The organism is Streptococcus hongkongensis (assembly GCF_053206145.1).
Genome location: NZ_JBRUGD010000016.1, coordinates 31,024 through 50,555, shown reverse-complemented (window position 1 = coordinate 50,555; position 19,532 = coordinate 31,024). Strand labels below are relative to the sequence as shown.

At 38.7% G+C, this 19,532-nt stretch carries 32 protein-coding genes and 1 pseudogene; 1 reads left to right on the top strand and 32 read right to left on the bottom strand.

Annotation, left to right across the window (positions count from 1 at the left end; genetic code table 11):
• Positions 1-106: pseudogene (locus ACVRZD_RS09590) on the top strand (IS30 family transposase); the annotation flags it as partial.
• A gap of 334 nt (positions 107-440) precedes the next feature.
• On the opposite strand, the gene rplQ reads toward ACVRZD_RS09590, so the two are convergent.
• The 32 genes from rplQ to adhP all read right to left on the bottom strand — a co-directional run bounded on the left by rplQ (position 441) and on the right by adhP (position 19,285).
• Positions 441-827, bottom strand: a complete 387-nt coding sequence (gene rplQ / locus ACVRZD_RS09585; protein ID WP_003104597.1) for a 50S ribosomal protein L17 — start codon at positions 825-827, stop codon at positions 441-443.
• 14 nt (positions 828-841) lie between these two features.
• Entirely contained in the window at positions 842-1,780 is a 939-nt protein-coding gene (locus ACVRZD_RS09580; protein WP_037626724.1) for a DNA-directed RNA polymerase subunit alpha, read from the bottom strand.
• A 46-nt stretch (positions 1,781-1,826) separates the two neighbouring features.
• Positions 1,827-2,210, bottom strand: coding sequence for a 30S ribosomal protein S11 (gene rpsK / locus ACVRZD_RS09575; RefSeq protein WP_001118387.1), 384 nt, complete (start codon positions 2,208-2,210; stop codon positions 1,827-1,829).
• 17 nt (positions 2,211-2,227) lie between these two features.
• The gene (gene rpsM, locus ACVRZD_RS09570; protein ID WP_003083837.1) at positions 2,228-2,593 is read right to left on the bottom strand and encodes a 30S ribosomal protein S13; all 366 of its coding nucleotides are present in this window, start codon (positions 2,591-2,593) and stop codon (positions 2,228-2,230) included.
• A 17-nt stretch (positions 2,594-2,610) separates the two neighbouring features.
• Positions 2,611-2,727, bottom strand: a complete 117-nt coding sequence (gene rpmJ / locus ACVRZD_RS09565) for a 50S ribosomal protein L36 (protein WP_000868345.1) — start codon at positions 2,725-2,727, stop codon at positions 2,611-2,613.
• 25 nt (positions 2,728-2,752) lie between these two features.
• Entirely contained in the window at positions 2,753-2,971 is a 219-nt protein-coding gene (infA, locus tag ACVRZD_RS09560) for a translation initiation factor IF-1 (protein ID WP_001040189.1), read from the bottom strand.
• A 117-nt stretch (positions 2,972-3,088) separates the two neighbouring features.
• Positions 3,089-3,730 (bottom strand): adenylate kinase, encoded by a 642-nt coding sequence (locus ACVRZD_RS09555; protein ID WP_037626722.1) that lies wholly within the window; start codon positions 3,728-3,730, stop codon positions 3,089-3,091.
• Positions 3,731-3,868: 138 nt separating this feature from the next.
• Positions 3,869-5,173, bottom strand: coding sequence for a preprotein translocase subunit SecY (gene secY / locus ACVRZD_RS09550; RefSeq protein ID WP_037626720.1), 1,305 nt, complete (start codon positions 5,171-5,173; stop codon positions 3,869-3,871).
• A gap of 16 nt (positions 5,174-5,189) precedes the next feature.
• On the bottom strand, positions 5,190-5,630 hold the full coding sequence (rplO, locus tag ACVRZD_RS09545; RefSeq protein ID WP_037626718.1) for a 50S ribosomal protein L15: 441 nt from the start codon (positions 5,628-5,630) through the stop codon (positions 5,190-5,192).
• A gap of 161 nt (positions 5,631-5,791) precedes the next feature.
• The gene (rpmD, locus tag ACVRZD_RS09540) at positions 5,792-5,974 is read right to left on the bottom strand and encodes a 50S ribosomal protein L30 (RefSeq protein WP_024383066.1); all 183 of its coding nucleotides are present in this window, start codon (positions 5,972-5,974) and stop codon (positions 5,792-5,794) included.
• A 14-nt stretch (positions 5,975-5,988) separates the two neighbouring features.
• Entirely contained in the window at positions 5,989-6,483 is a 495-nt protein-coding gene (gene rpsE, locus ACVRZD_RS09535; RefSeq protein ID WP_037626716.1) for a 30S ribosomal protein S5, read from the bottom strand.
• Positions 6,484-6,501: 18 nt separating this feature from the next.
• Complete coding sequence (gene rplR / locus ACVRZD_RS09530; RefSeq protein ID WP_155274957.1) at positions 6,502-6,858, bottom strand: 50S ribosomal protein L18; 357 nt, start codon at positions 6,856-6,858, stop codon at positions 6,502-6,504.
• Between the two features lie 92 nt (positions 6,859-6,950).
• Positions 6,951-7,487 carry a 50S ribosomal protein L6 gene (rplF, locus tag ACVRZD_RS09525; protein WP_447450454.1) on the bottom strand — a complete coding sequence of 179 codons (537 nt, stop codon included), beginning with the start codon at positions 7,485-7,487 and terminating at the stop codon, positions 6,951-6,953.
• Positions 7,488-7,818: 331 nt separating this feature from the next.
• Positions 7,819-8,217 carry a 30S ribosomal protein S8 gene (gene rpsH, locus ACVRZD_RS09520; protein ID WP_037626708.1) on the bottom strand — a complete coding sequence of 133 codons (399 nt, stop codon included), beginning with the start codon at positions 8,215-8,217 and terminating at the stop codon, positions 7,819-7,821.
• Between the two features lie 156 nt (positions 8,218-8,373).
• Complete coding sequence (locus tag ACVRZD_RS09515; RefSeq protein WP_002987746.1) at positions 8,374-8,559, bottom strand: type Z 30S ribosomal protein S14; 186 nt, start codon at positions 8,557-8,559, stop codon at positions 8,374-8,376.
• Between the two features lie 15 nt (positions 8,560-8,574).
• Entirely contained in the window at positions 8,575-9,117 is a 543-nt protein-coding gene (gene rplE, locus ACVRZD_RS09510) for a 50S ribosomal protein L5 (protein ID WP_037626706.1), read from the bottom strand.
• A 23-nt stretch (positions 9,118-9,140) separates the two neighbouring features.
• Positions 9,141-9,446 (bottom strand): 50S ribosomal protein L24, encoded by a 306-nt coding sequence (gene rplX / locus ACVRZD_RS09505; protein WP_007891837.1) that lies wholly within the window; start codon positions 9,444-9,446, stop codon positions 9,141-9,143.
• Between the two features lie 82 nt (positions 9,447-9,528).
• On the bottom strand, positions 9,529-9,897 hold the full coding sequence (gene rplN / locus ACVRZD_RS09500; protein WP_000615920.1) for a 50S ribosomal protein L14: 369 nt from the start codon (positions 9,895-9,897) through the stop codon (positions 9,529-9,531).
• A 24-nt stretch (positions 9,898-9,921) separates the two neighbouring features.
• Entirely contained in the window at positions 9,922-10,182 is a 261-nt protein-coding gene (gene rpsQ, locus ACVRZD_RS09495; RefSeq protein WP_037626703.1) for a 30S ribosomal protein S17, read from the bottom strand.
• A gap of 27 nt (positions 10,183-10,209) precedes the next feature.
• Entirely contained in the window at positions 10,210-10,416 is a 207-nt protein-coding gene (rpmC, locus tag ACVRZD_RS09490; RefSeq protein ID WP_003046054.1) for a 50S ribosomal protein L29, read from the bottom strand.
• 9 nt (positions 10,417-10,425) lie between these two features.
• On the bottom strand, positions 10,426-10,839 hold the full coding sequence (rplP, locus tag ACVRZD_RS09485; protein ID WP_003086024.1) for a 50S ribosomal protein L16: 414 nt from the start codon (positions 10,837-10,839) through the stop codon (positions 10,426-10,428).
• Between the two features lie 3 nt (positions 10,840-10,842).
• Positions 10,843-11,496: a 30S ribosomal protein S3 gene (gene rpsC, locus ACVRZD_RS09480; protein WP_037626700.1), complete on the bottom strand. Its 654-nt coding sequence runs from the start codon at positions 11,494-11,496 to the stop codon at positions 10,843-10,845.
• Positions 11,497-11,508: 12 nt separating this feature from the next.
• Complete coding sequence (rplV, locus tag ACVRZD_RS09475; protein WP_003102985.1) at positions 11,509-11,853, bottom strand: 50S ribosomal protein L22; 345 nt, start codon at positions 11,851-11,853, stop codon at positions 11,509-11,511.
• Positions 11,854-11,868: 15 nt separating this feature from the next.
• On the bottom strand, positions 11,869-12,147 hold the full coding sequence (gene rpsS, locus ACVRZD_RS09470) for a 30S ribosomal protein S19 (RefSeq protein WP_000533765.1): 279 nt from the start codon (positions 12,145-12,147) through the stop codon (positions 11,869-11,871).
• Between the two features lie 91 nt (positions 12,148-12,238).
• Positions 12,239-13,072, bottom strand: coding sequence for a 50S ribosomal protein L2 (rplB, locus tag ACVRZD_RS09465; RefSeq protein ID WP_037626698.1), 834 nt, complete (start codon positions 13,070-13,072; stop codon positions 12,239-12,241).
• A 17-nt stretch (positions 13,073-13,089) separates the two neighbouring features.
• The gene (locus ACVRZD_RS09460) at positions 13,090-13,386 is read right to left on the bottom strand and encodes a 50S ribosomal protein L23 (RefSeq protein ID WP_037626696.1); all 297 of its coding nucleotides are present in this window, start codon (positions 13,384-13,386) and stop codon (positions 13,090-13,092) included.
• Entirely contained in the window at positions 13,386-14,009 is a 624-nt protein-coding gene (rplD, locus tag ACVRZD_RS09455) for a 50S ribosomal protein L4 (RefSeq protein ID WP_037626694.1), read from the bottom strand. Before rplD ends, ACVRZD_RS09460 begins: the two co-directional genes overlap by 1 nt.
• Positions 14,010-14,032: 23 nt before the next feature.
• Positions 14,033-14,659, bottom strand: coding sequence for a 50S ribosomal protein L3 (gene rplC / locus ACVRZD_RS09450; protein ID WP_037626693.1), 627 nt, complete (start codon positions 14,657-14,659; stop codon positions 14,033-14,035).
• Positions 14,660-14,762: 103 nt separating this feature from the next.
• Positions 14,763-15,071, bottom strand: coding sequence for a 30S ribosomal protein S10 (rpsJ, locus tag ACVRZD_RS09445; RefSeq protein ID WP_003046044.1), 309 nt, complete (start codon positions 15,069-15,071; stop codon positions 14,763-14,765).
• Positions 15,072-15,275: 204 nt separating this feature from the next.
• Positions 15,276-16,559, bottom strand: a complete 1,284-nt coding sequence (locus tag ACVRZD_RS09440) for an MATE family efflux transporter (protein WP_037626692.1) — start codon at positions 16,557-16,559, stop codon at positions 15,276-15,278.
• Between the two features lie 34 nt (positions 16,560-16,593).
• The gene (gene thrC, locus ACVRZD_RS09435; RefSeq protein ID WP_037626691.1) at positions 16,594-18,078 is read right to left on the bottom strand and encodes a threonine synthase; all 1,485 of its coding nucleotides are present in this window, start codon (positions 18,076-18,078) and stop codon (positions 16,594-16,596) included.
• Positions 18,079-18,265: 187 nt separating this feature from the next.
• Complete coding sequence (adhP, locus tag ACVRZD_RS09430) at positions 18,266-19,285, bottom strand: alcohol dehydrogenase AdhP (protein WP_037626689.1); 1,020 nt, start codon at positions 19,283-19,285, stop codon at positions 18,266-18,268.
• Positions 19,286-19,532: the final 247 nt, after the last annotated feature.

Below are 19,532 nucleotides of genomic sequence, written 5' to 3'. Positions count from 1 at the left end.
GAATGCGACCCTAAAACAGGTCGCATTCATTGAAAATTGGATAAATAACTATCCTAAAAAAATACTAGATTATAAATCTCCTAAAGAGTTTTTACTAAATGGCTAACTTGAACTTGTAATTTGCCATATTTTTATAAAATCATCTTTAAAACCTTATAATGCGTTCATAACGAATTTTAAGCCGCTTTAAGAGCTTTAAATTATCATTATATAAAAATCATTGTCAACTAGTTATAAGGTCGAAAATAGAGGCAAATAGATGACAAAACGCCTGCTTACGAAGTGCATCTACAAATAGAAACATTTCGTAAACAAGCGTTACCACTAACAATATGATGAGTGTTCCCGCTAGGAATAAATCCTAGCGGTAGACCAGAGCTAGACTAAGAAAGGAATTGAGACCTTTCCATCATCATAACACTCAACAAAATTGATAAAAATTAAACTAATTCAATAATCGCCATTGGAGCAGCATCTCCACGGCGCGGTTCTGTTTTAAGAATACGTGTGTATCCACCATTACGTTCAGCGTAACGAGGTGCAATTTCAGAGAATAATTTTTGAAGTGCTGAAGTTGATGTATATTTATCAGTAGCTTCATCATAGTTTTCTGATGCAATTTCATTACGTACATAAGCTGCTGCTTGACGACGTGCATGAAGATCACCACGTTTACCTAAAGTAATCATTTTTTCAACTGTTTTACGGATTTCTTTTGCACGTGCTTCAGTTGTAACGATTGATTCGTTGATTAATAAATCTGTTGTTAAATCACGAAGCATCGCTTTACGTTGTGAGCTAGTGCGTCCTAGTTTACGGTAAGCCATTTTGTCCTCCTATATTATTTATCGTTTTTTAGTCCTAAACCTAAATCAGCAAGTTTCACCTTAACTTCTTCAAGGCTCTTACGACCTAAGTTACGGACTTTCATCATTTCAGGCTCAGATTTTTCTGTCAAATCAAATACAGTATTGATACCTGCACGTTTCAAACAGTTATATGAGCGTACGGATAAATCAAGTTCCTCGATTGTGCGATCAAGTATCTTTTCATCGTTCACTTTTTCTGTTTCTTTCATCACATCAGTCGTTTTAGCAACTTCTGTAAGGTCTGTAAACAGGTTAAGGTGTTCGATTAAAACTCGAGCAGATAAACCTAATGCATCTTCAGGAATGATTGTTCCATTTGTCATGATTTCAATTGTTAATTTATCGAAGCCGTCATTGCTACCGACACGGGCAGGCTCAACTTGATAATTAACTTTTTTTACTGGCGTGTAGATTGAATCAACAGCCAATGTTCCAACAGGTGCATCATCTTGTTTATTACCTTCAGCAGGAACATAACCACGTTTTTTTGCAACAGTCATTGTTGCTTTCAAAGAATGACCTTCTGCGATAGTAAATAGATAATGATCTGGGTTAACAAGTTCGATGTCGCTATCTGTTAGAATATCTCCAGCAGTTACTTCAGCCGGTCCCTCAACGTCTAGTTCGATCATCTTTTCGTCTTCTACGTAAGATTTTACAGCAAGTCCTTTAACATTAAGGATAATTTGCATAACATCTTCACGTACACCTGGGATTGTATCAAATTCGTGTAGTACCCCATCAATTTTAATTGATGTTACTGCAGCACCTGGAAGTGATGACAGAAGTACACGACGAAGCGAATTACCTAGAGTTGTACCGTAACCACGTTCTAATGGTTCGATGACAAATCTTCCGTAATCTTTATTTTCATCAATTTTTGTTATTATTGGTTTTTCAAACTCAATCATTTTTTCACCCCTCGAAACGAAACTTGTGTACTATTAGTTATTATGATTATACACGACGACGTTTTGGAGGACGAGCACCATTATGTGGTACAGGAGTCACATCACGAATTGCAGTTACTTCTAGACCTGCAGCTGCAAGTGCACGAATAGCTGATTCACGACCTGAACCAGGGCCTTTTACAGTAACTTCAACAGTTTTTAGTCCGTGTTCTTGTGCAGATTTCGCAGCAGCTTCAGCAGCCATTTGGGCAGCGAAAGGTGTTGATTTACGAGAACCTTTGAAACCAAGAGCACCAGCTGATGACCATGCAAGAGCATTACCGTGAACATCTGTAATCATAACAATAGTGTTATTAAATGTAGCGTGAATATGTGCAACACCAGATTCGATGTTCTTTTTCACACGACGTTTACGTGTTGGTTTAGCCAATTTCTTTACCTCCTATATTATTTTTTCTTACCTGCAATCGCAGTAGGTTTCCCTTTACGAGTACGAGCGTTATTTTTTGTGTTTTGTCCACGGACAGGTAGTCCACGACGGTGACGAATTCCACGGTATGAACCGATTTCCATCAAACGTTTGATGTTTAAGTTAACTTCACGACGAAGGTCACCTTCAACTTTGATTGAATCGATTTCACGACGGATTGCATCTTCTTGATCTGATGTTAAGTCTTTAACACGGATATCTTCAGAGATACCAGCAGCTGCTAAAATCTTTTGAGATGTTGCAAGACCAATACCGTATACATAAGTAAGTGAAATTACTACACGTTTATCGTTTGGAATATCAACTCCAGCTATACGAGCCATTTTTTCTCCTTTCTATATTATCCTTGACGTTGTTTGTGTTTTGGATTTGTTGGACAAATCACCATAACACGACCGTTACGACGAATTACTTTACAGTATTCGCAAATTGGTTTAACCGATGGTCTTACCTTCATGTTTTAATCCCTCCAATTATTTCGATTATTTAAAGCGGTATGTGATACGTCCACGTGTTAAGTCATATGGACTCATTTCCACTGTAACACGATCACCTACTAAAATACGAATGTAATTTTTACGGATTTTTCCTGATACAGTTGCTAGAATTTGATGCCCATTTTCTAATTCAACAGTAAACATTGCGTTTGGCATTGTTTCTACAACTTTGCCTTCAATTTCAATCACGTCTTCTTTTGCCACGCAAAAGTACCCCCTAAATTTCGATTTGATGTCCTCTGAGCACAGAGGTAACAATTATAAGTCAGACTAGCCTATTATATCACTTGACTTTAAGTTTCGCAAGTTATTTATGATATTTTATTTTAGGTTTTTAACGACTTTTTCAATGTCAACAAAAACTTCTGAAATATCTTTATTTCCATCAATATCGTTAACAATTCCTGCTTTACGATAATGATCTAAAATTGGTTGCCCTTGAGCAATATTAACATCTAAACGGCGCTTAACAGTTTCTGGTTTATCGTCTTCGCGTTGATAAAAATCTTCTTCCTTGTAATCACCTACTGGTGGGTTAAAGACTTTGTGGAAGGTTTCGCCTGTTTTTTTGTTAATAATACGACCACTTAAACGCTCAATTAATGATTCTGGATTAACATCAATATTGATAACGCCATCCAAGTTTAAGTTTAATTCTTTTAAAGTTGCATCTAATGCATGTGCTTGGTCAATTGTACGTGGATAGCCATCCAATAGAAATCCTTTTTCTGCAATATCAGCTTGACCAAGGCGTTCTTTAACAATACCATTTGTGACATCATCCGGTACTAAATCACCTTTATCAATATAAGACTTTGCAAGGACACCCATTTCAGTTTTGTTAGACATAGCTGCGCGGAACATATCGCCTGTTGAAATATGAATTAACCCAAACTCTTCAACAATCTTTGCTGCTTGTGTCCCTTTACCAGCACCTGGTAAACCCATAATTAAAAGATTCATGTCAGTCTCCTCTTGACTAAATTTTTAGAAAAATGATAATTCATTTTTGCTTTTGTTTTCAACTGATAACAAGAAATAACGCTAAGTCTTGTTATCACCCAAAAACAAAATAGTAGGTTGACAAGGTCAACCTATATTCTATTCTGCTGTATTCATAAATCCGACATATTTTCTTTTCAGAAGATAGCCTTCAAGTTGTTTCATTCCTTCTATGCCCGTTGAGATCAAAATTAGTAAACTTGTTCCCCCTAGTGCAATACTAGATGAAAGATTAAGTCCTTGTTGCGCAGCGATTGGCACAAGAGAGATAAATGCTAGGAAAACTGAACCAATTGTAGCAAGTTTTTTGAGCAATGATGACATATAAAGTTCTGTTTCTCGTCCAGGTCTCACACTTGGAATATAAGACGAGTTCTTCTGTAGATTTTCAGCTGTTTTCTCAGGATTTACTTGTACAAAGGTATAGAAGAATGAGAACAAAATAATCAAAAACGCATAGACTATCATTCCAGTTGGAGTTTGATAGTTTAAAACTTCTTGTAGTTTCGTTAACCAAGGAATATCTTTACCATTTTGGAAGAACGGTATAATCGTACTTGGAATAGTCGTAATCGAGCTAGCAAAGATAACGGGAATAACGCCAGCTGGATTGACTTTTAAAGGAAGATATGAACTTGTCGGAGCCCCCTGAACAAGTTTTGTATATTGGATTGGAATTTTATATTCCGCTTGTTGAACATATGTTGTGAAAAAGACAATGGCAAGTACCGACAAAATAATCAAGCCTACAATAACGTAAGACATGTTTAACTCACCGGAACGAACATTAACAAAGTAATCTTCGTGGATGGTTGCAATTGCATTTGGAATAGATGAGATGATACCTGCAAAGATAATCATCGAAATACCATTACCAAATCCTTTATCTGTAATCTGTTCTCCAAGCCAAGTAACAATAACACTACCAGTTGTAAGCAAAGCACCAATTAACAAATAGGTTTTGACATTTGGTGTTTTAACTAGAGCAACACTAGACAAGGTATTGAACCCAGCAGTGATACCAATTGATTGTACAAATGCAAGGAAGAGTGAAATATAGCGAGTCGCTTGATTTAACTTACGACGACCAACTTCACCTTGTTTCCCCCATTCAACAAATTTTGGTAGGATATCCATTTGTAATAATTGAACAACGATAGACGCAGTAATGTATGGACTGACACCCATTGAGAAGACCGAAAAGTTTCTCATGGCATTACCACTGACAAGGTTCAACATATTTAAAAAAGGAAGTTCACTCAAGTGCTCTAAACTTTTTGCATTGACTCCTGGAACTGTTATATGCGTTCCGATTCGGAAGACAAGGATAATAAAGATTGTAAAGAAAATTTTATTTCTAACAGTCCTTACTTTCAGTGCGTCTTTTAGTATTTTTAAGAACATAATGAGTTACCCCTCATTAGATGACTTCGATTGAACCACCCTTAGCAGTGATTGCTGCTTCAGCAGATTTTGAGAATTTAGCTGCTTTAACAGTCAATTTTTTAGTCAATTCGCCGTTACCAAGAACTTTAACGCCTGATTTTTCAGCACGAACGATTCCAGCTTCTTTAAGCATAACTGGAGTTACTTCAGTACCATCTTCAAAAACGTTTAATTGATCAAGGTTAACAAGTGCATACTCTTTAGCATTGATGTTTGAGAAGCCACGTTTTGGCATGCGACGGAACAATGGTGTTTGTCCACCCTCAAAACCTAAACGAACGCCACCACCACTACGAGAGTTTTGACCTTTTTGTCCGCGACCAGATGTTTTACCGTTACCAGATGATGATCCACGTCCAACACGGTTACGTACTTTACGTGATCCTTCAGCAGGTTTTAATTCATGAAGTTTCATTTTTTCTCCTTATTTGTAAATTGCTAGCGCCTCTATGAGGGGAAAGGACTCCCCATAGAAACTCGCCTATACATAAAATTAACTTTAAGTCACAAGCTAAAAGCTTGCGACTTAAATCCTATTTGCAGGGGCTGGTAGAATCCAACCGGTCTGCTTATTTATTATTTAACTTCTTCTACAGTTACTAAGTGGCTGATAGCGTTAACCATTCCAAGAATAGCTGCGTTATCTTCTTTAACAACTGAAGAATTTAATTTGCCAAGTCCAAGAGCAACAACAGTTTTACGTTGTTCTGGCTTACGTCCGATTGGAGACTTAGTCAAAGTAATTTTAATTTGAGCCATTGTTATCCCCTTTCTTATGCTAAGTCAGATACAGAAACACCACGTAATGCGGCAACGTCTTCTGCACGTTTAAGTTGTTTTAACCCTTCAACAGTTGCACGAACAATGTTGATTGGGGTATTTGAACCAAGAGATTTTGAAGTAATATCAGCAATACCTGCTAATTCGATGACGGCACGAACTGCACCACCAGCGGCAACTCCAGAACCTTCTACAGCTGGTTTCAACAATACTTTTGCTCCACCGAAGTTAGTAAATACTTCGTGAGGAATTGTTGTGCCAACCATTGGTACTTCAATCATATTTTTCTTAGCTGCTTCAACAGCTTTACGAATAGCTTCTGGTACTTCTTGAGCTTTACCTGTACCGAATCCTACACGTCCATTTCCATCACCAACTACTACAAGAGCAGCAAAACGAAGACGACGTCCACCTTTTACAACTTTTGTAACACGGTTGATAGCAACAACGCGTTCTTCAAGTTCAACTGCATTATCTTTAAATGCCATTATTTTGTGTCCTCCCCTTTAGAATTTCAATCCGTTTTCACGAGCTGCATCAGCCAAAGCTTTTACACGTCCGTGATATAGATATCCACCGCGGTCAAACACCACTTCAGAAATACCTTTAGCCACTGCACGTTCAGCAACAAGTTTGCCGACTACAACGGCTTGTTCAGTTTTTGTTCCTTTTGAAACGTCTTTATCAAGAGTTGATGCGCTTGCGAGCGTTACACCCGCTACGTCATCAATAACTTGAGCGTAGATGCCTGTATTAGAACGGAAAATGTTCAAACGTGGGCGTTCTGCAGTTCCAGAGAGTTTACCGCGTACGCGACGATGGCGTTTTTGGCGGGTTTTGTTTTTATCTGGTTTTGAAATCACAATATTCACCTCTTAAAATTTAAGTTTTATCTGTTACATTTGGAAAACAAGTCAATTGATACCTTAATTGCTTAAGGTATGCAATCAAACTATTATTTACCAGTTTTACCTTCTTTAAGGCGTACGTATTCACCAACATAACGAATACCTTTACCTTTATAAGGTTCTGGTGAACGTAAGCTACGGATGTAAGCTGCTGTTTGACCAACAAGTTCTTTGCTGATCCCTGCAACTGAGATAGACGTTGGGTTAGCAAGAGTGAATGTAATTCCTTCTGGTGCTTCCACTTCGTCTTGGTGAGATTTACCTACTGAAAGGACAAGTTTAGTACCTTGAAGTTGAGCACGGTAACCGACACCCTTCATTTCAAGATCTTTTTTGAAACCTTCAGAAACACCAACAACCATGTTATTCAAGTTTGCACGAGTAGTACCATGAATTGTTTTCATTTCTTTAGAGTCGTTAGGACGTGAAAGTGTAATTTCAGTTCCTTCAACTTTGATTTCAATGTTTTTGTTGAACTCACGAGTGAGTTCGCCTTTAGGGCCTTTAACCGTAACAACATTGTTGTCATTGCTAATTTCAACACCTGCAGGCAAAGTAATTACTTTATTACCAATACGTGACATGTTTATTTTCTCCTGTTAGATTATCAAGCCGCTATGCGACTAGTTTTCACGGGGTAAACTAAGATACTAAGGACGTAAAAGTCAAAGTGAAAATAGGAAACTTTGCTGTGAAACTTAAGTTTCAAGAAAAGTTTATCTTTTTCACACAGACTTTAGTCCGTGTTCAATTAGTTCTTTTACGTTTGCTAGATGTTTGTGCCAATATTTGAACACATATCACTCTAATAGTGCAATCAATCCGAAGCGAGACTAGGCGACGAAGTCGAAGATATAACTTAAGTTAATCGAGACAAGTCAACGCTGTATCGCATAGGAATGGTTGTGCTATTAATTACCAAACGTAGGCGATCACTTCCCCACCAACGTTTTTTTGGCGAGCTTCTTTATCCGTCAAAAGACCTTCTGAAGTTGAAATGATTGCGATTCCTAGTCCGTTAAGAACTTTAGGAACATCTTCACGTTTTGTGTAAACACGAAGACCTGGTTTTGAGATACGTTTTAAGTTAGTAATAACGCGTTCACCGTTTTGACCATATTTAAGGAAAACACGGATGATCCCTTGTTTGTCATCTTCAATAACTTCAACGTTTTTTACAAAACCTTCGCGTACAAGGATATCAGCAATCCCTTTTTTGATGTTTGAAGCAGGTACTTCTAACACTTCGTGTTTTACTTGGTTAGCATTACGAATACGTGTTAAAAAGTCTGCAATTGGGTCAGTCATAACCATTTTTGATTTCTCCTTTTACTAGTAGTTTGAATAATCACTTGCTAGTTAATGCGCCTGATGGCGGTTTGATAAGAGAAAATTCTCTTATCAGAAATTATGTTCAACTTCTCTACTATTAACAAATTAATAGTAGAGTAAAGTTTTACATCATATTTTTTACCAAGAAGCTTTAACAACACCTGGAATTTGACCTTTGTAAGCCAACTCACGGAAGCAAACACGGCAAAGTTTAAACTTGCGGTAAACTGAATGTGGACGACCACATTTTTCACAGCGTGTATAAGCTTGCGTAGAATGTTTCGCAGGACGTTTGTTCTTAGCAATCATAGATTTTTTAGCCAATTTATTTACCCCCTATTATTTTGCAAAAGGCATTCCAAGGCCTTTAAGCAATTCACGTGATTCTTCGTCAGTATTTGCAGTAGTGACGATTACGATATCAAGACCACGTACTTTATCAACATCATCAAAGTTGATTTCTGGGAAGATAAGTTGTTCTTTCACACCAAGTGTGTAGTTACCACGTCCATCAAAAGATTTTGTTGGAACACCGTGGAAGTCACGTACACGAGGAAGTGAAACGCTAACTAATTTGTCTAAGAATTCGTACATACGTTCGCCACGAAGTGTAACTTTCGCGCCGATCGCAACACCTTCACGAAGACGGAAGCCAGCGATTGATTTCTTAGCTTTAGTAATAAGTGGTTTTTGACCTGAGATAAGTTCTAACTCAGCAGCAGCTTTTTCTAGGTTTTTTGCGTTTGAAACAGCATCACCAACACCCATGTTAAGAACGATTTTCTCAACGCGTGGCACAGCCATAACTGTAGTGTAGTTGAATTTCTCTGACAACGCAGGAATTACTTCGTTAGTATATTTTTCTTTTAAACGATTTGCCATTATGCTTCTCCTTTCCTTCGTGATTAATCTAATACTTCGCCAGATTTTTTGCTGTAACGAACTTTTTTGCCGTCAACAACTTTATAACCTACGCGACCTGCAACACCATTTTTATCAAGTACTTGTACATTTGATACATGGATTGGAGCTTCTTTTTCAACGATAGCACCTTGAGGGTTCTCTGTATTAGGTTTTTGGTGTTTTTTAATCATACCAACACCTTCAACAACAACTTTGTTAACTTTTGGCAAAGCTTTAAGAACTACTGCTTCAGTTCCTTTATCTTTACCTGCAATAACGCGAACTTTGTCGCCTTTTTTTACAAACATTCTAGTTTTTCTCCTATTTTTCTTACGCCCAACATGGGCACCCTAGGTAAACCTAGGGGACTTAGTTTGTTTTAACTTTATATTAAAGTACTTCTGGTGCAAGTGATACGATCTTCATGTAGCCACCTTCACGTAATTCACGTGCAACTGGGCCGAAGATGCGAGTTCCGCGAGGAGTTTTATCGTCACGGATGATTACTGCAGCATTGTCGTCAAATTTGATGTATGAACCGTCTGGACGGCGTGCACCAGTTTTAGTACGAACAATAACAGCTTTCACTACATCACCTTTTTTAACTGCTCCACCAGGAGTAGCTTGTTTAACAGAAGCAACGATTACGTCACCGATGTTAGCGAATTTACGTCCTGAACCACCAAGTACTTTGATAGTCAAGATCTCACGGGCACCGCTATTATCAGCAACTTTCAAGCGAGTTTCTTGTTGAATCATTTCAATTTTCTCCTTTTAGTTTGATTAGATAATAACAGCTTTTTCCACAACTTCTACAAGACGGAAACGTTTTGTAGCTGAAAGTGGACGTGTTTCCATGATACGAACCATATCGCCTTCTTTAGCAATGTTGTTTTCATCATGAGCTTTGTATTTTTTAGAATAGTTGATACGTTTACCATAGACTGGGTGGTTACGTTTTGTTTCAACTATAACTGTAATTGTTTTATCCATCTTGTCAGATACTACACGTCCAACAAGGGTTTTACGTTGATTACGTTCCATAATTTGAATTTCTCCTTTCCCAATCTATTATTTCATTTCAGATTGCACAGTTTTAACACGTGCAATTTGTTTTTTAACTTCGTTCAAACGAGCAGTTTGATCAAGTTGACCGGCTGCAGCTTGAAAACGAAGGTCGAAAAGTTCTTTTTTGAGTTCGTTTTCTTTTTTAGCAAGCTCTTCTTGAGACAAGCCACGAAGCTCAGCAACGAACTTTTTGATTTCTTCAAGTTTCATGTCTTCTCCTTATTCTGCTTCGCGTTTAACGAATTTAACTTTAACTGGTAATTTGTGTCCAGCAAGACGGAATGCTTCACGTGCAACTTCTTCAGAAACACCAGCAATTTCGAACATTACTTTACCACGTTTAACTGGTGATACCCAACCTTCAGGTGCACCTTTACCAGAACCCATACGAACCCCGATAGCTTTAGCAGTATAAGATTTATGTGGGAAGATTTTAATCCAAACTTTACCACCACGTTTCATGTAACGCGTCATAGCGATACGGGCAGCTTCGATTTGGCGGTTAGTGATCCATGAGCTAGTTGTAGCTTGAAGACCGTATTCACCGAATGATACTTCTTTTCCACCTTTTGCTTCACCGCGCATTTTACCACGGAATTCACGACGGTGTTTAACACGTTTAGGTACTAACATATGTTATTTGCCTCCTTTAGTGTTTTTACGAGCCGGAAGAACTTCACCACGATAAATCCAAACTTTAACACCAAGTTTACCATATGTAGTGTCTGCTTCTTCCCAAGCGTAATCAATATCAGCGCGAAGTGTATGAAGAGGAACAGTTCCTTCAGAATAACCTTCTGCACGAGCGATATCAGCACCGTTCAAACGACCTGAAACTTGAGTTTTAATCCCTTTAGCTCCAGCACGCATTGTACGTTGAATTGCTTGTTTTTGTGCACGACGGAAAGCAACACGTTGCTCTAATTGACGAGCAATGTTTTCACCAACAAGGTGAGCATCAAGATCTGGTGATTTGATTTCAATAATGTTGATGTGTACTTGTTTCCCAGTTAATTTGTTAAGTTGAGCACGTAATGTGTCAACATTTGCTCCACCTTTACCGATAACCATACCTGGTTTAGCAGTATGTAATGAAACAATAACTTTGTTGATAGCACGTTCAATTTCAATTGTTGAAACTGAAGCTTCTGCTAATTCTTTTTGAATGAATTTACGGATTGCAAGATCTTCATGAAGGTAATCCGCGTATTCTTTTTCAGCATACCATTTCGCATCCCAGTCACGGATGATTCCGACACGCATACCAATTGGATGTACTTTTTGACCCACGATTTTACCTCCTTATTTTTCTGCAACAACTACTGTTACGTGAGTTGTTCTTTTGTTGATTGGTGAAGCCGAACCTTTCGCACGTGGACGGAAACGTTTCATTGTTGGTCCTTCGTTAGCGAATGTTTCAGATACTACCAAGTTAGCTTTTTCCAAACCAAAGTTGTTTTCTGCATTTGCAATAGCTGAGTTAAGAGTTTTCTCAATAACACGAGCTGCTTTGTTTGGAGTGAATTTTAAGATTGCGATTGCGTCAGCAACGTTCTTACCACGGATAAGATCAAGTACTAAACGTGTTTTACGAGGTGAAACACGTACTGTACGAGCCATTGCTTTAGCTGAAGTAATTTCTGCCATTGTGTCCTCCTCCTATTAACGACGTGTTTTCTTGTCGTCTGCTGCGTGACCTTTGTAAGTACGAGTTGGTGCAAATTCACCAAGTTTGTGACCTACCATGTCTTCTTGGATATAAACAGGTACATGTTTACGTCCATCATAAACTGCAATTGTATAACCGATGAAACTTGGGAAAATCGTTGAACGACGTGACCAAGTTTTGATTACTTTTTTCTTTTCGTCATTTGCTTGAGCTTCAACTTTTTTCATTAAATGCTCATCGACGAAAGGTCCTTTTTTAAGACTACGTCCCATTATGTAGTTTTCTCCTTTAAATGATGTACCACAACGGCTTGTTGCTAAGCAACTACCGAGTTGGCGGATGATAAGTCAACTTATCTGTTTATTATTTAGCGTTACGACGACGAATAATAAGTTTGTCAGATTTAGCTTTCTTATTACGAGTTTTAAGTCCAAGAGCTGGTTTACCCCATGGAGTTGAAGGTGCTTTACGACCAACTGGAGCTTTACCTTCACCACCACCGTGTGGGTGATCGTTAGGGTTCATTACAGAACCACGAACTGTTGGGCGGATACCTTTCCAACGGTTACGTCCAGCTTTACCGATGTTAACAAGTGATTGTTGTTCATTACCAACTGAACCAATTGTTGCACGACAAGTTCCAAGAATCATACGAACTTCGCCTGATTGTAGACGAACAAGTACGTATTTACCTTCTGAACCTAATACTTGAGCAGATGCACCAGCAGCACGAACAAGCTCTCCACCTTTACCAGGTTTCAATTCAATGTTGTGAACAACTGTACCAACAGGAATGTTGGCAAGTGGAAGTGCATTACCAATTTTGATATCTGCATCAACACCAGAAACGATGCGTTGACCTACTTCAAGACCTTTAGGTGCAATGATATAAGCTTTAACACCATCAGTATAGTGTACTAATGCAATGTTAGCAGTACGGTTTGGATCGTACTCGATAGTTTTAACAACTGCTTCAACCGCATCTTTGTTACGTTTGAAGTCGATTACACGGTAATGACGTTTATGTCCGCCACCTTGGTGACGTACAGTGATACGACCATTGTTGTTACGACCAGCTTTGTTTTTAAGAGAAACAAGCAATGATTTCTCAGGTGTGCTTGTTGTGATTTCAGCAAAATCCAAAGAAGTCATATTACGACGGCCATTTGTCGTTGGTTTATAAACTTTAATACCCACGTTATTTCCTCCTTAGATTATTCAGCTTCTGCTGCAAACAACTCGATTGCTTTAGAATCAGCTGTAAGAGTGATGATAGCTTTTTTAGTTTTTGAAGTGAAACCTGTGTAACGACCAACGCGTTTAGCTTTTGGTTTAACGTTAACAGTGTTTACGTTTGCAACTTTAACACCTTCAAACGCAGCTTCTACAGCTTGTTTGATTAAAAGTTTGTGCGCACGTGTGTCAACTTCAAATGTGTATTTTCCTTCTTCAAGGGCAATCATTGATTTTTCAGTAATGACTGGTTTTTTAATTACGTCGTACAAATTCATTATGCAAGAACCTCCTCAATTGTAGAGATTGCTTCTTTAGTAACAAGAAGTTTATCGCTATTTACAATATCAAGAACACTTGCAGTTGTTGCAGTTGCAACTTTAACGTTTGGAAGGTTACGAGCAGATAATGCTGCAAATTCATTTCCTTCTTCAACGATAACAAGTACTTTTGAATCGATGCTTAGCGCTGAAAGAACTTTTGCAAATTCAGCAGTTTTTGGTGCTGCAAATGAAAGGCTTTCTACAGCTACAAATTTTTCGTCAGCAACTTTAGCTGAGTATACTGATTTCAAAGCTAGGCGACGAACTTTTTGTGGAAGTTTGTATCCGTATGAACGTGGAGTTGGTCCGAAGACAACACCACCACCACGCCATTGTGGTGAGCGGATAGAACCTTGACGAGCACGTCCAGTCCCTTTTTGACGCCATGGTTTGCGTCCACCACCTGATACTGCTGAACGATTTTTAACCGCATGAGTACCTTGGCGAAGGCTAGCGCGTTGGCTGATTACAACATCAAAAACAACTGATTCGCTTGGTTCGATACCGAAGATAGCGTCATTTAATTCAACTGAACTAACTTCTTTACCAGTTTGGTCAAATAGTTTTACGTTTGCCATTTAAACTGTTTTCTCCTTTCTTATTATTTAGCAGCTTTTACTGCTGATTTGATAGTGATAAGAGATTTCTTAGCACCTGGTACGTTACCTTTGATAAGGATAGCGTTTTTCTCTGGGATAACTTGTACAATTTCAAGATTTTGAATTGTTACACGGTTTCCACCCATACGTCCTGCCAAGTGTTTGTTTTTGAAAACACGGTTAGGCGCAACAGGTCCCATTGAACCTGGACGACGGTGGTAACGAGAACCATGGGCCATAGGGCCGCGTGATTGACCGTGGCGTTTGATAACACCTTGGAAACCTTTACCTTTTGAAGTACCCGTTACATCAACGATATCTCCAGCTGCGAATGTATCAACAGTAATTTCTGAACCAACTTCTAAGCCTTCAATGTTTTTGAATTCACGGATGAAGCGCTTAGGAGCTGTGTTAGCTTTAGCTACATGGCCTTTGGCAGGTTTGTTACTCAAAATTTCGCGTTTGTCGTCAAAACCAACTTGAACTGCTTCATAACCGTCTGTTTCAACAGTTTTAACTTGAAGCACAACGTTTGCAGCTGCTTCGATGACAGTAACAGGGATAAATTCACCAGTTTCAGTGAAGATTTGAGTCATTCCCACTTTTTTCCCTAAGATTCCTTTTGTCATGAGAAAATATTTCCTTTTCTTATATTATTCAAAAAGTTTTTTATGAGCGTTTTTTGTGCTCAAAAAAGTTTTTTACGAGCGTTTTTTGTGCTCAGAGATCAAATTAAAGCTTGATTTCTACGTTTACACCACTTGGTAAGTCCAATTTCATAAGAGCGTCAACAGTCTTTTGAGTTGGGTTCACGATGTCGATAAGACGTTTGTGAGTACGCATTTCAAATTGTTCGCGAGAATCTTTATATTTGTGAGTCGCACGAATAATAGTGTAAAGACTACGTTCTGTTGGAAGTGGAACTGGCCCCGCTACAGTAGCACCTGTACGTGTTGCAGTTTCAACGATTTTTTCTGCCGCTGTGTCAAGTGTACGGTGTTCGTACGCTTTCAAACGGATACGGATTTTTTTATTTGCCATCTTTTCTCCTCTCGTCTATTTACGATAATAGGCTAGCTCCTCGAGAAAACCAACACGTGTTGCGTGGCAATGCAACCGAGCGTGTCGCAACCTCTCGTATCATAGCTATAGCTGTAATTTTACAGCACCATAATATAATAACAGAAAGCTACTGCTCTTGCAAGTCTTTTCGTAACTTTTTTAAAAAAAGTTACGAAAACAACCTCATAACTTTTGCTTGTGCATATATAATATTTTTAATAATAAAAATCGCATTAAATTGTCTAAGAGTGTTGCTATCCAAACTCCTGATAAACCTAAACCTAAAACTACTCCTAATAAATAACCACCTATAATCCTAATCAACCACATGCCGATACTGGTCGCATAAAACGGCATCCGAGCATTACCCAGTCCTTGCCACACCGCTGTATATATTAAGGTACCCGATGTTACAGGAGATCCAATCAGCGAAAAGAACAGAACTAGCATACTGGCCGTTGTTGCACTTTTATCATTTGTGAATTGACTCGTCAACCACCACCCACAACTATAAACTAATAGACTAATAATTAGCACTATAATAGTAGAAAGTTTGTAAGCCTCTTTAATATATCGATCAATTAACACCTTATCCTGATCAGTCAAAAGACCTGCTACACCAATAACAGTTGCTGTAGCTACAGCCATTCCAGGCATGTAATTAAATTGTGAAATAGTCTCACCAATTGCATTACCCGCATACACTGATGTCCCAAAGCTAATAACAATTGCCATGACCAACAAATCGCCTACCCTCATCATCAAGCGCTCTCCTGCACTTGGCAGAGCTAAAGCCAAAATTTTACGATTCATGCGAAGAGACATCCTGGAGACGATCATTCTAACAGGGAAAAAACGTAGTAAGATAAGTACACCAACCAGACGCGATAGCACCGTCGCCCAAGCAACACCAATCACACCCCAATTAAAAATAAAGACCGCACTCGCTGAAAGGACACCATTGAGGAGATTGGCAAAAAGACTCACCCACATTGGTAATTTAGCATTTCCTTTCGCTCTTAAAATTGCTCCTAGGCTCGTCATCATAGCCAAGCTACTCACCAATCCTCCAACAACTGAGAGATAAGCCCCTCCAACAGCAACCACCTCAGCCGATGCTCCAAACAAGGTCAGGAGCCAAGACTTGCCAAGGACTGTTAGAATTCCCAAAATAAGAGACACTCCAAGTGTCAGAGTGATAGCATCCGCCATTAGTTTTTGTGACTCTAGTTGATCTTTCTTAGCCAAACTGCGCGCCAGTAAACTTGACACCGCTCCTCCCAAGGCGATAAAAAGTGCTTGATATACTGTGATGATATTAGTTGCTAAAGAGACACCAGAAACCGCCGCTAGAGAAATCTGAGCAACTAAGTAGTTGTCAACAAATCCCATCAGCATTTGCAAGAGGTTTTCAACCATCGCTGGTAAAGCAAGACTTAAAATATGTCTACGATTTTCATTTTGCATAAACTCATCAATAAAGGAGGCTAATAGCCCCCCTTTATACTCCTAAATACTTTTCTACAGCTTCTTGCATGTCTTGATGGCTAACCATCATTTCATGACGAACAGAAGCATGATACAAATCTTGAACAGTTGTTGGAATTGCAACTCCAGAAATCTTTTCTAACAACTCAACTGACTGGAAATCATCCTCACATCCTTGTCCCTGAATTGCCTCAACAACAACTTGTGGGAACTTGTAAGGACTAGCTGTTGATGCAATAATTGTCTGATGTTGATCACCAGATTCCTGACGATAACGACGGTAAACAGCAGATGCCACTGCCGTATGTGGATCAATCACATAGTGGTCTGACTCAAAAATAGCCTTAATTTCTGCTTTTGTTTCTTCTTCTGTTGCATAGCCAGAGGTGAACAGATCAAAAACTCGAGCATCAAATGCCTCCAAGTGATAAGACCCCTCCTCAGTCAGAGACGTCATTAATTGACGAGTAGCCTCCGAGTCATCACCCAGCAGATGGAAAATTAAGCGCTCCAAATTAGAGGAAACCAAAATATCCATCGATGGACTGCTTGTTACCTTAAAGTCACGATTCTTGTCGTATGTACGACTTGTAAAGAAATCAGTAAGAACATTATTTTCGTTCGAAGCGCAGATTAATTTATGAACGGGAAGACCAATTTGCTTAGCATAATAAGCAGCCAAAATATTACCAAAATTACCAGTCGGAACAGTGATGTTAACCTGTTCTCCCGCTCTAATGGCACCATCTTTAACCAACTGCGCATAAGCATAAACATAATAAACAACCTGCGGAATCAAACGCCCAATATTCATCGAATTCGCTGAAGATAATTGCATCCCTTGATCAGCCAACTTTTGCGCCAAATCCGCATCATTAAACATCCGCTTAACATCAGTCTGCGCATCATCAAAATTACCATCAATAGCAATAACATGCGTATTATCCCCGACTTGCGTCGTCATTTGCAACTCTTGAATCTTGCTGACCCCATATTTAGGATAGAAAACAATGATTTCTGTTCCCGGAACATCGGCAAAGCCAGCCATAGCAGCCTTCCCAGTATCACCAGAAGTCGCCGTTAAAATAACAATCTTATTATCAACGCCCTGCTTCTTAGCAGCTGTCGTTAATAAATAAGGCAAGATTGACAAGGCCATGTCTTTAAAAGCTATCGTTGACCCATGAAAAAGCTCTAAGTTATGATAATCAGTCAAAGAAACCAAGGGAGCAATCTTAGCCGTGTCAAACTTTTGATCATAGGCAGATTGAATACAATGATCCAATTCCGCCTCTGTAAAATCATCAAAGAAAGCTGACAAAATTAGCTTCGCTACTTCTTGATAAGATGCCGATTGCAATTGCTCAAAATCCAAATGAACTGCTGGCATGCTAACAGGTGTAAAAAGACCCCCATCTTTAGCTAAGCCTGATAAAATAGCTTGACTTGCACTTACTTGATTTGCCGCATCACGGGTTGATTGATAAACGAGTCCCATTTCTTTTCCTACCTTTAAAAGTCTTTTTGATATTGTACCATATTTTGACTATCTTTGACGCCATGATAACGAAAAAAGCACTAGTTTTCAACTAGTGCTTCCAAAACTGATTTAAAATAACAGGCATTTCTTTAAACACCCCTTTAAATCAGTTACAACATGATTACAAATTTTAGAGGAGCAAATACTATAGAGTAGTAAAATCTAAAACTTTACGTCCTTGAATTTTTCCTGCTTCCATTTCATCAAAAACTTGAGGTGCTGTGTCTACTGCAACTTTTTCAACGACTGGGACAACCAAACCTTCTGCACCAAAAGCAAAAGCTTCTTCCAAATCTTTACGTGTGCCAACTAGAGAACCAACAACTTTGATACCATCTAAAACAGTTTTAACAATAGATAATTCCATATATTCTGACGGTAAGCCAACAGCAACTACTGTACCACCTGCACGCACACTATCAATCGCTTGGTTGAAAGCAACCTTAGAAACAGCAGTAACAACCGCTCCATGGCAACCACCAGTTTTTTCTTGAATAAAGGCTGCAACATCTTCGACTTCTTTACCATTGACAACAATATCAGCTCCAAGTTTTTTAGCCAATTCCAATTTGTCATTGTTAATGTCTACAGCAACAACATGAGCATTGAATACTTTTTTAGCATACTGAACAGCTAGATTTCCTAGGCCTCCTGCACCAAAACAAACAATCCATTGTCCAGGGGCTGCCCCTGCTTCCTTGATAGCTTTATAAGTTGTTACACCAGCACATGTGATAGAAGAAGCTTGAGCTGGATCAAGACCATCTGGAACTTTAACAGCATAATCAGCAGTTACAACAGCATATTCACTCATTCCACCGTCTACAGAATAACCAGCATTTTTGACGCTACGACAAAGTGTTTCACGTCCAGTTGTACAATATTCACAGTGTCCACAGCCTTCAAAGAACCAAGCAATTGAAACACGATCTCCGACCTTAAGTGAGTCTACGCCTTCACCGATTTCTTCAACAACGCCAACACCTTCATGACCTAATATACGGCCAGGTACTTTACCAAAATCACCGTGTGCCACATGTAAATCCGTATGACAAACACCACAATATTCAACTTTTACAAGTGCTTCTCCATGCCCTACTTTTGGTAGATCATGCTCAACAACTTCAACACCTGTACTTTCTTGATTAACGACAACAGCTTTCATAAAAAGCCTCCTTAACTATATTTTTTATCTTTTTTGCAAACGCTTTCTTATAATATTGTATAGCATTTCACATAGTCTGTCAATAAAAAATGGTAATAAGATTACAATTTTCTGAAAATATACTTTACCGGTTAACTAATTTATTAAAAAAAGCACTAGCTATTAACTAGTGCCCTTTGCTTATCTGACCCAACGAGAATCGATGCCAGCTATACCAATCCAGACATGTGCAAGCAGGTCATAAAAG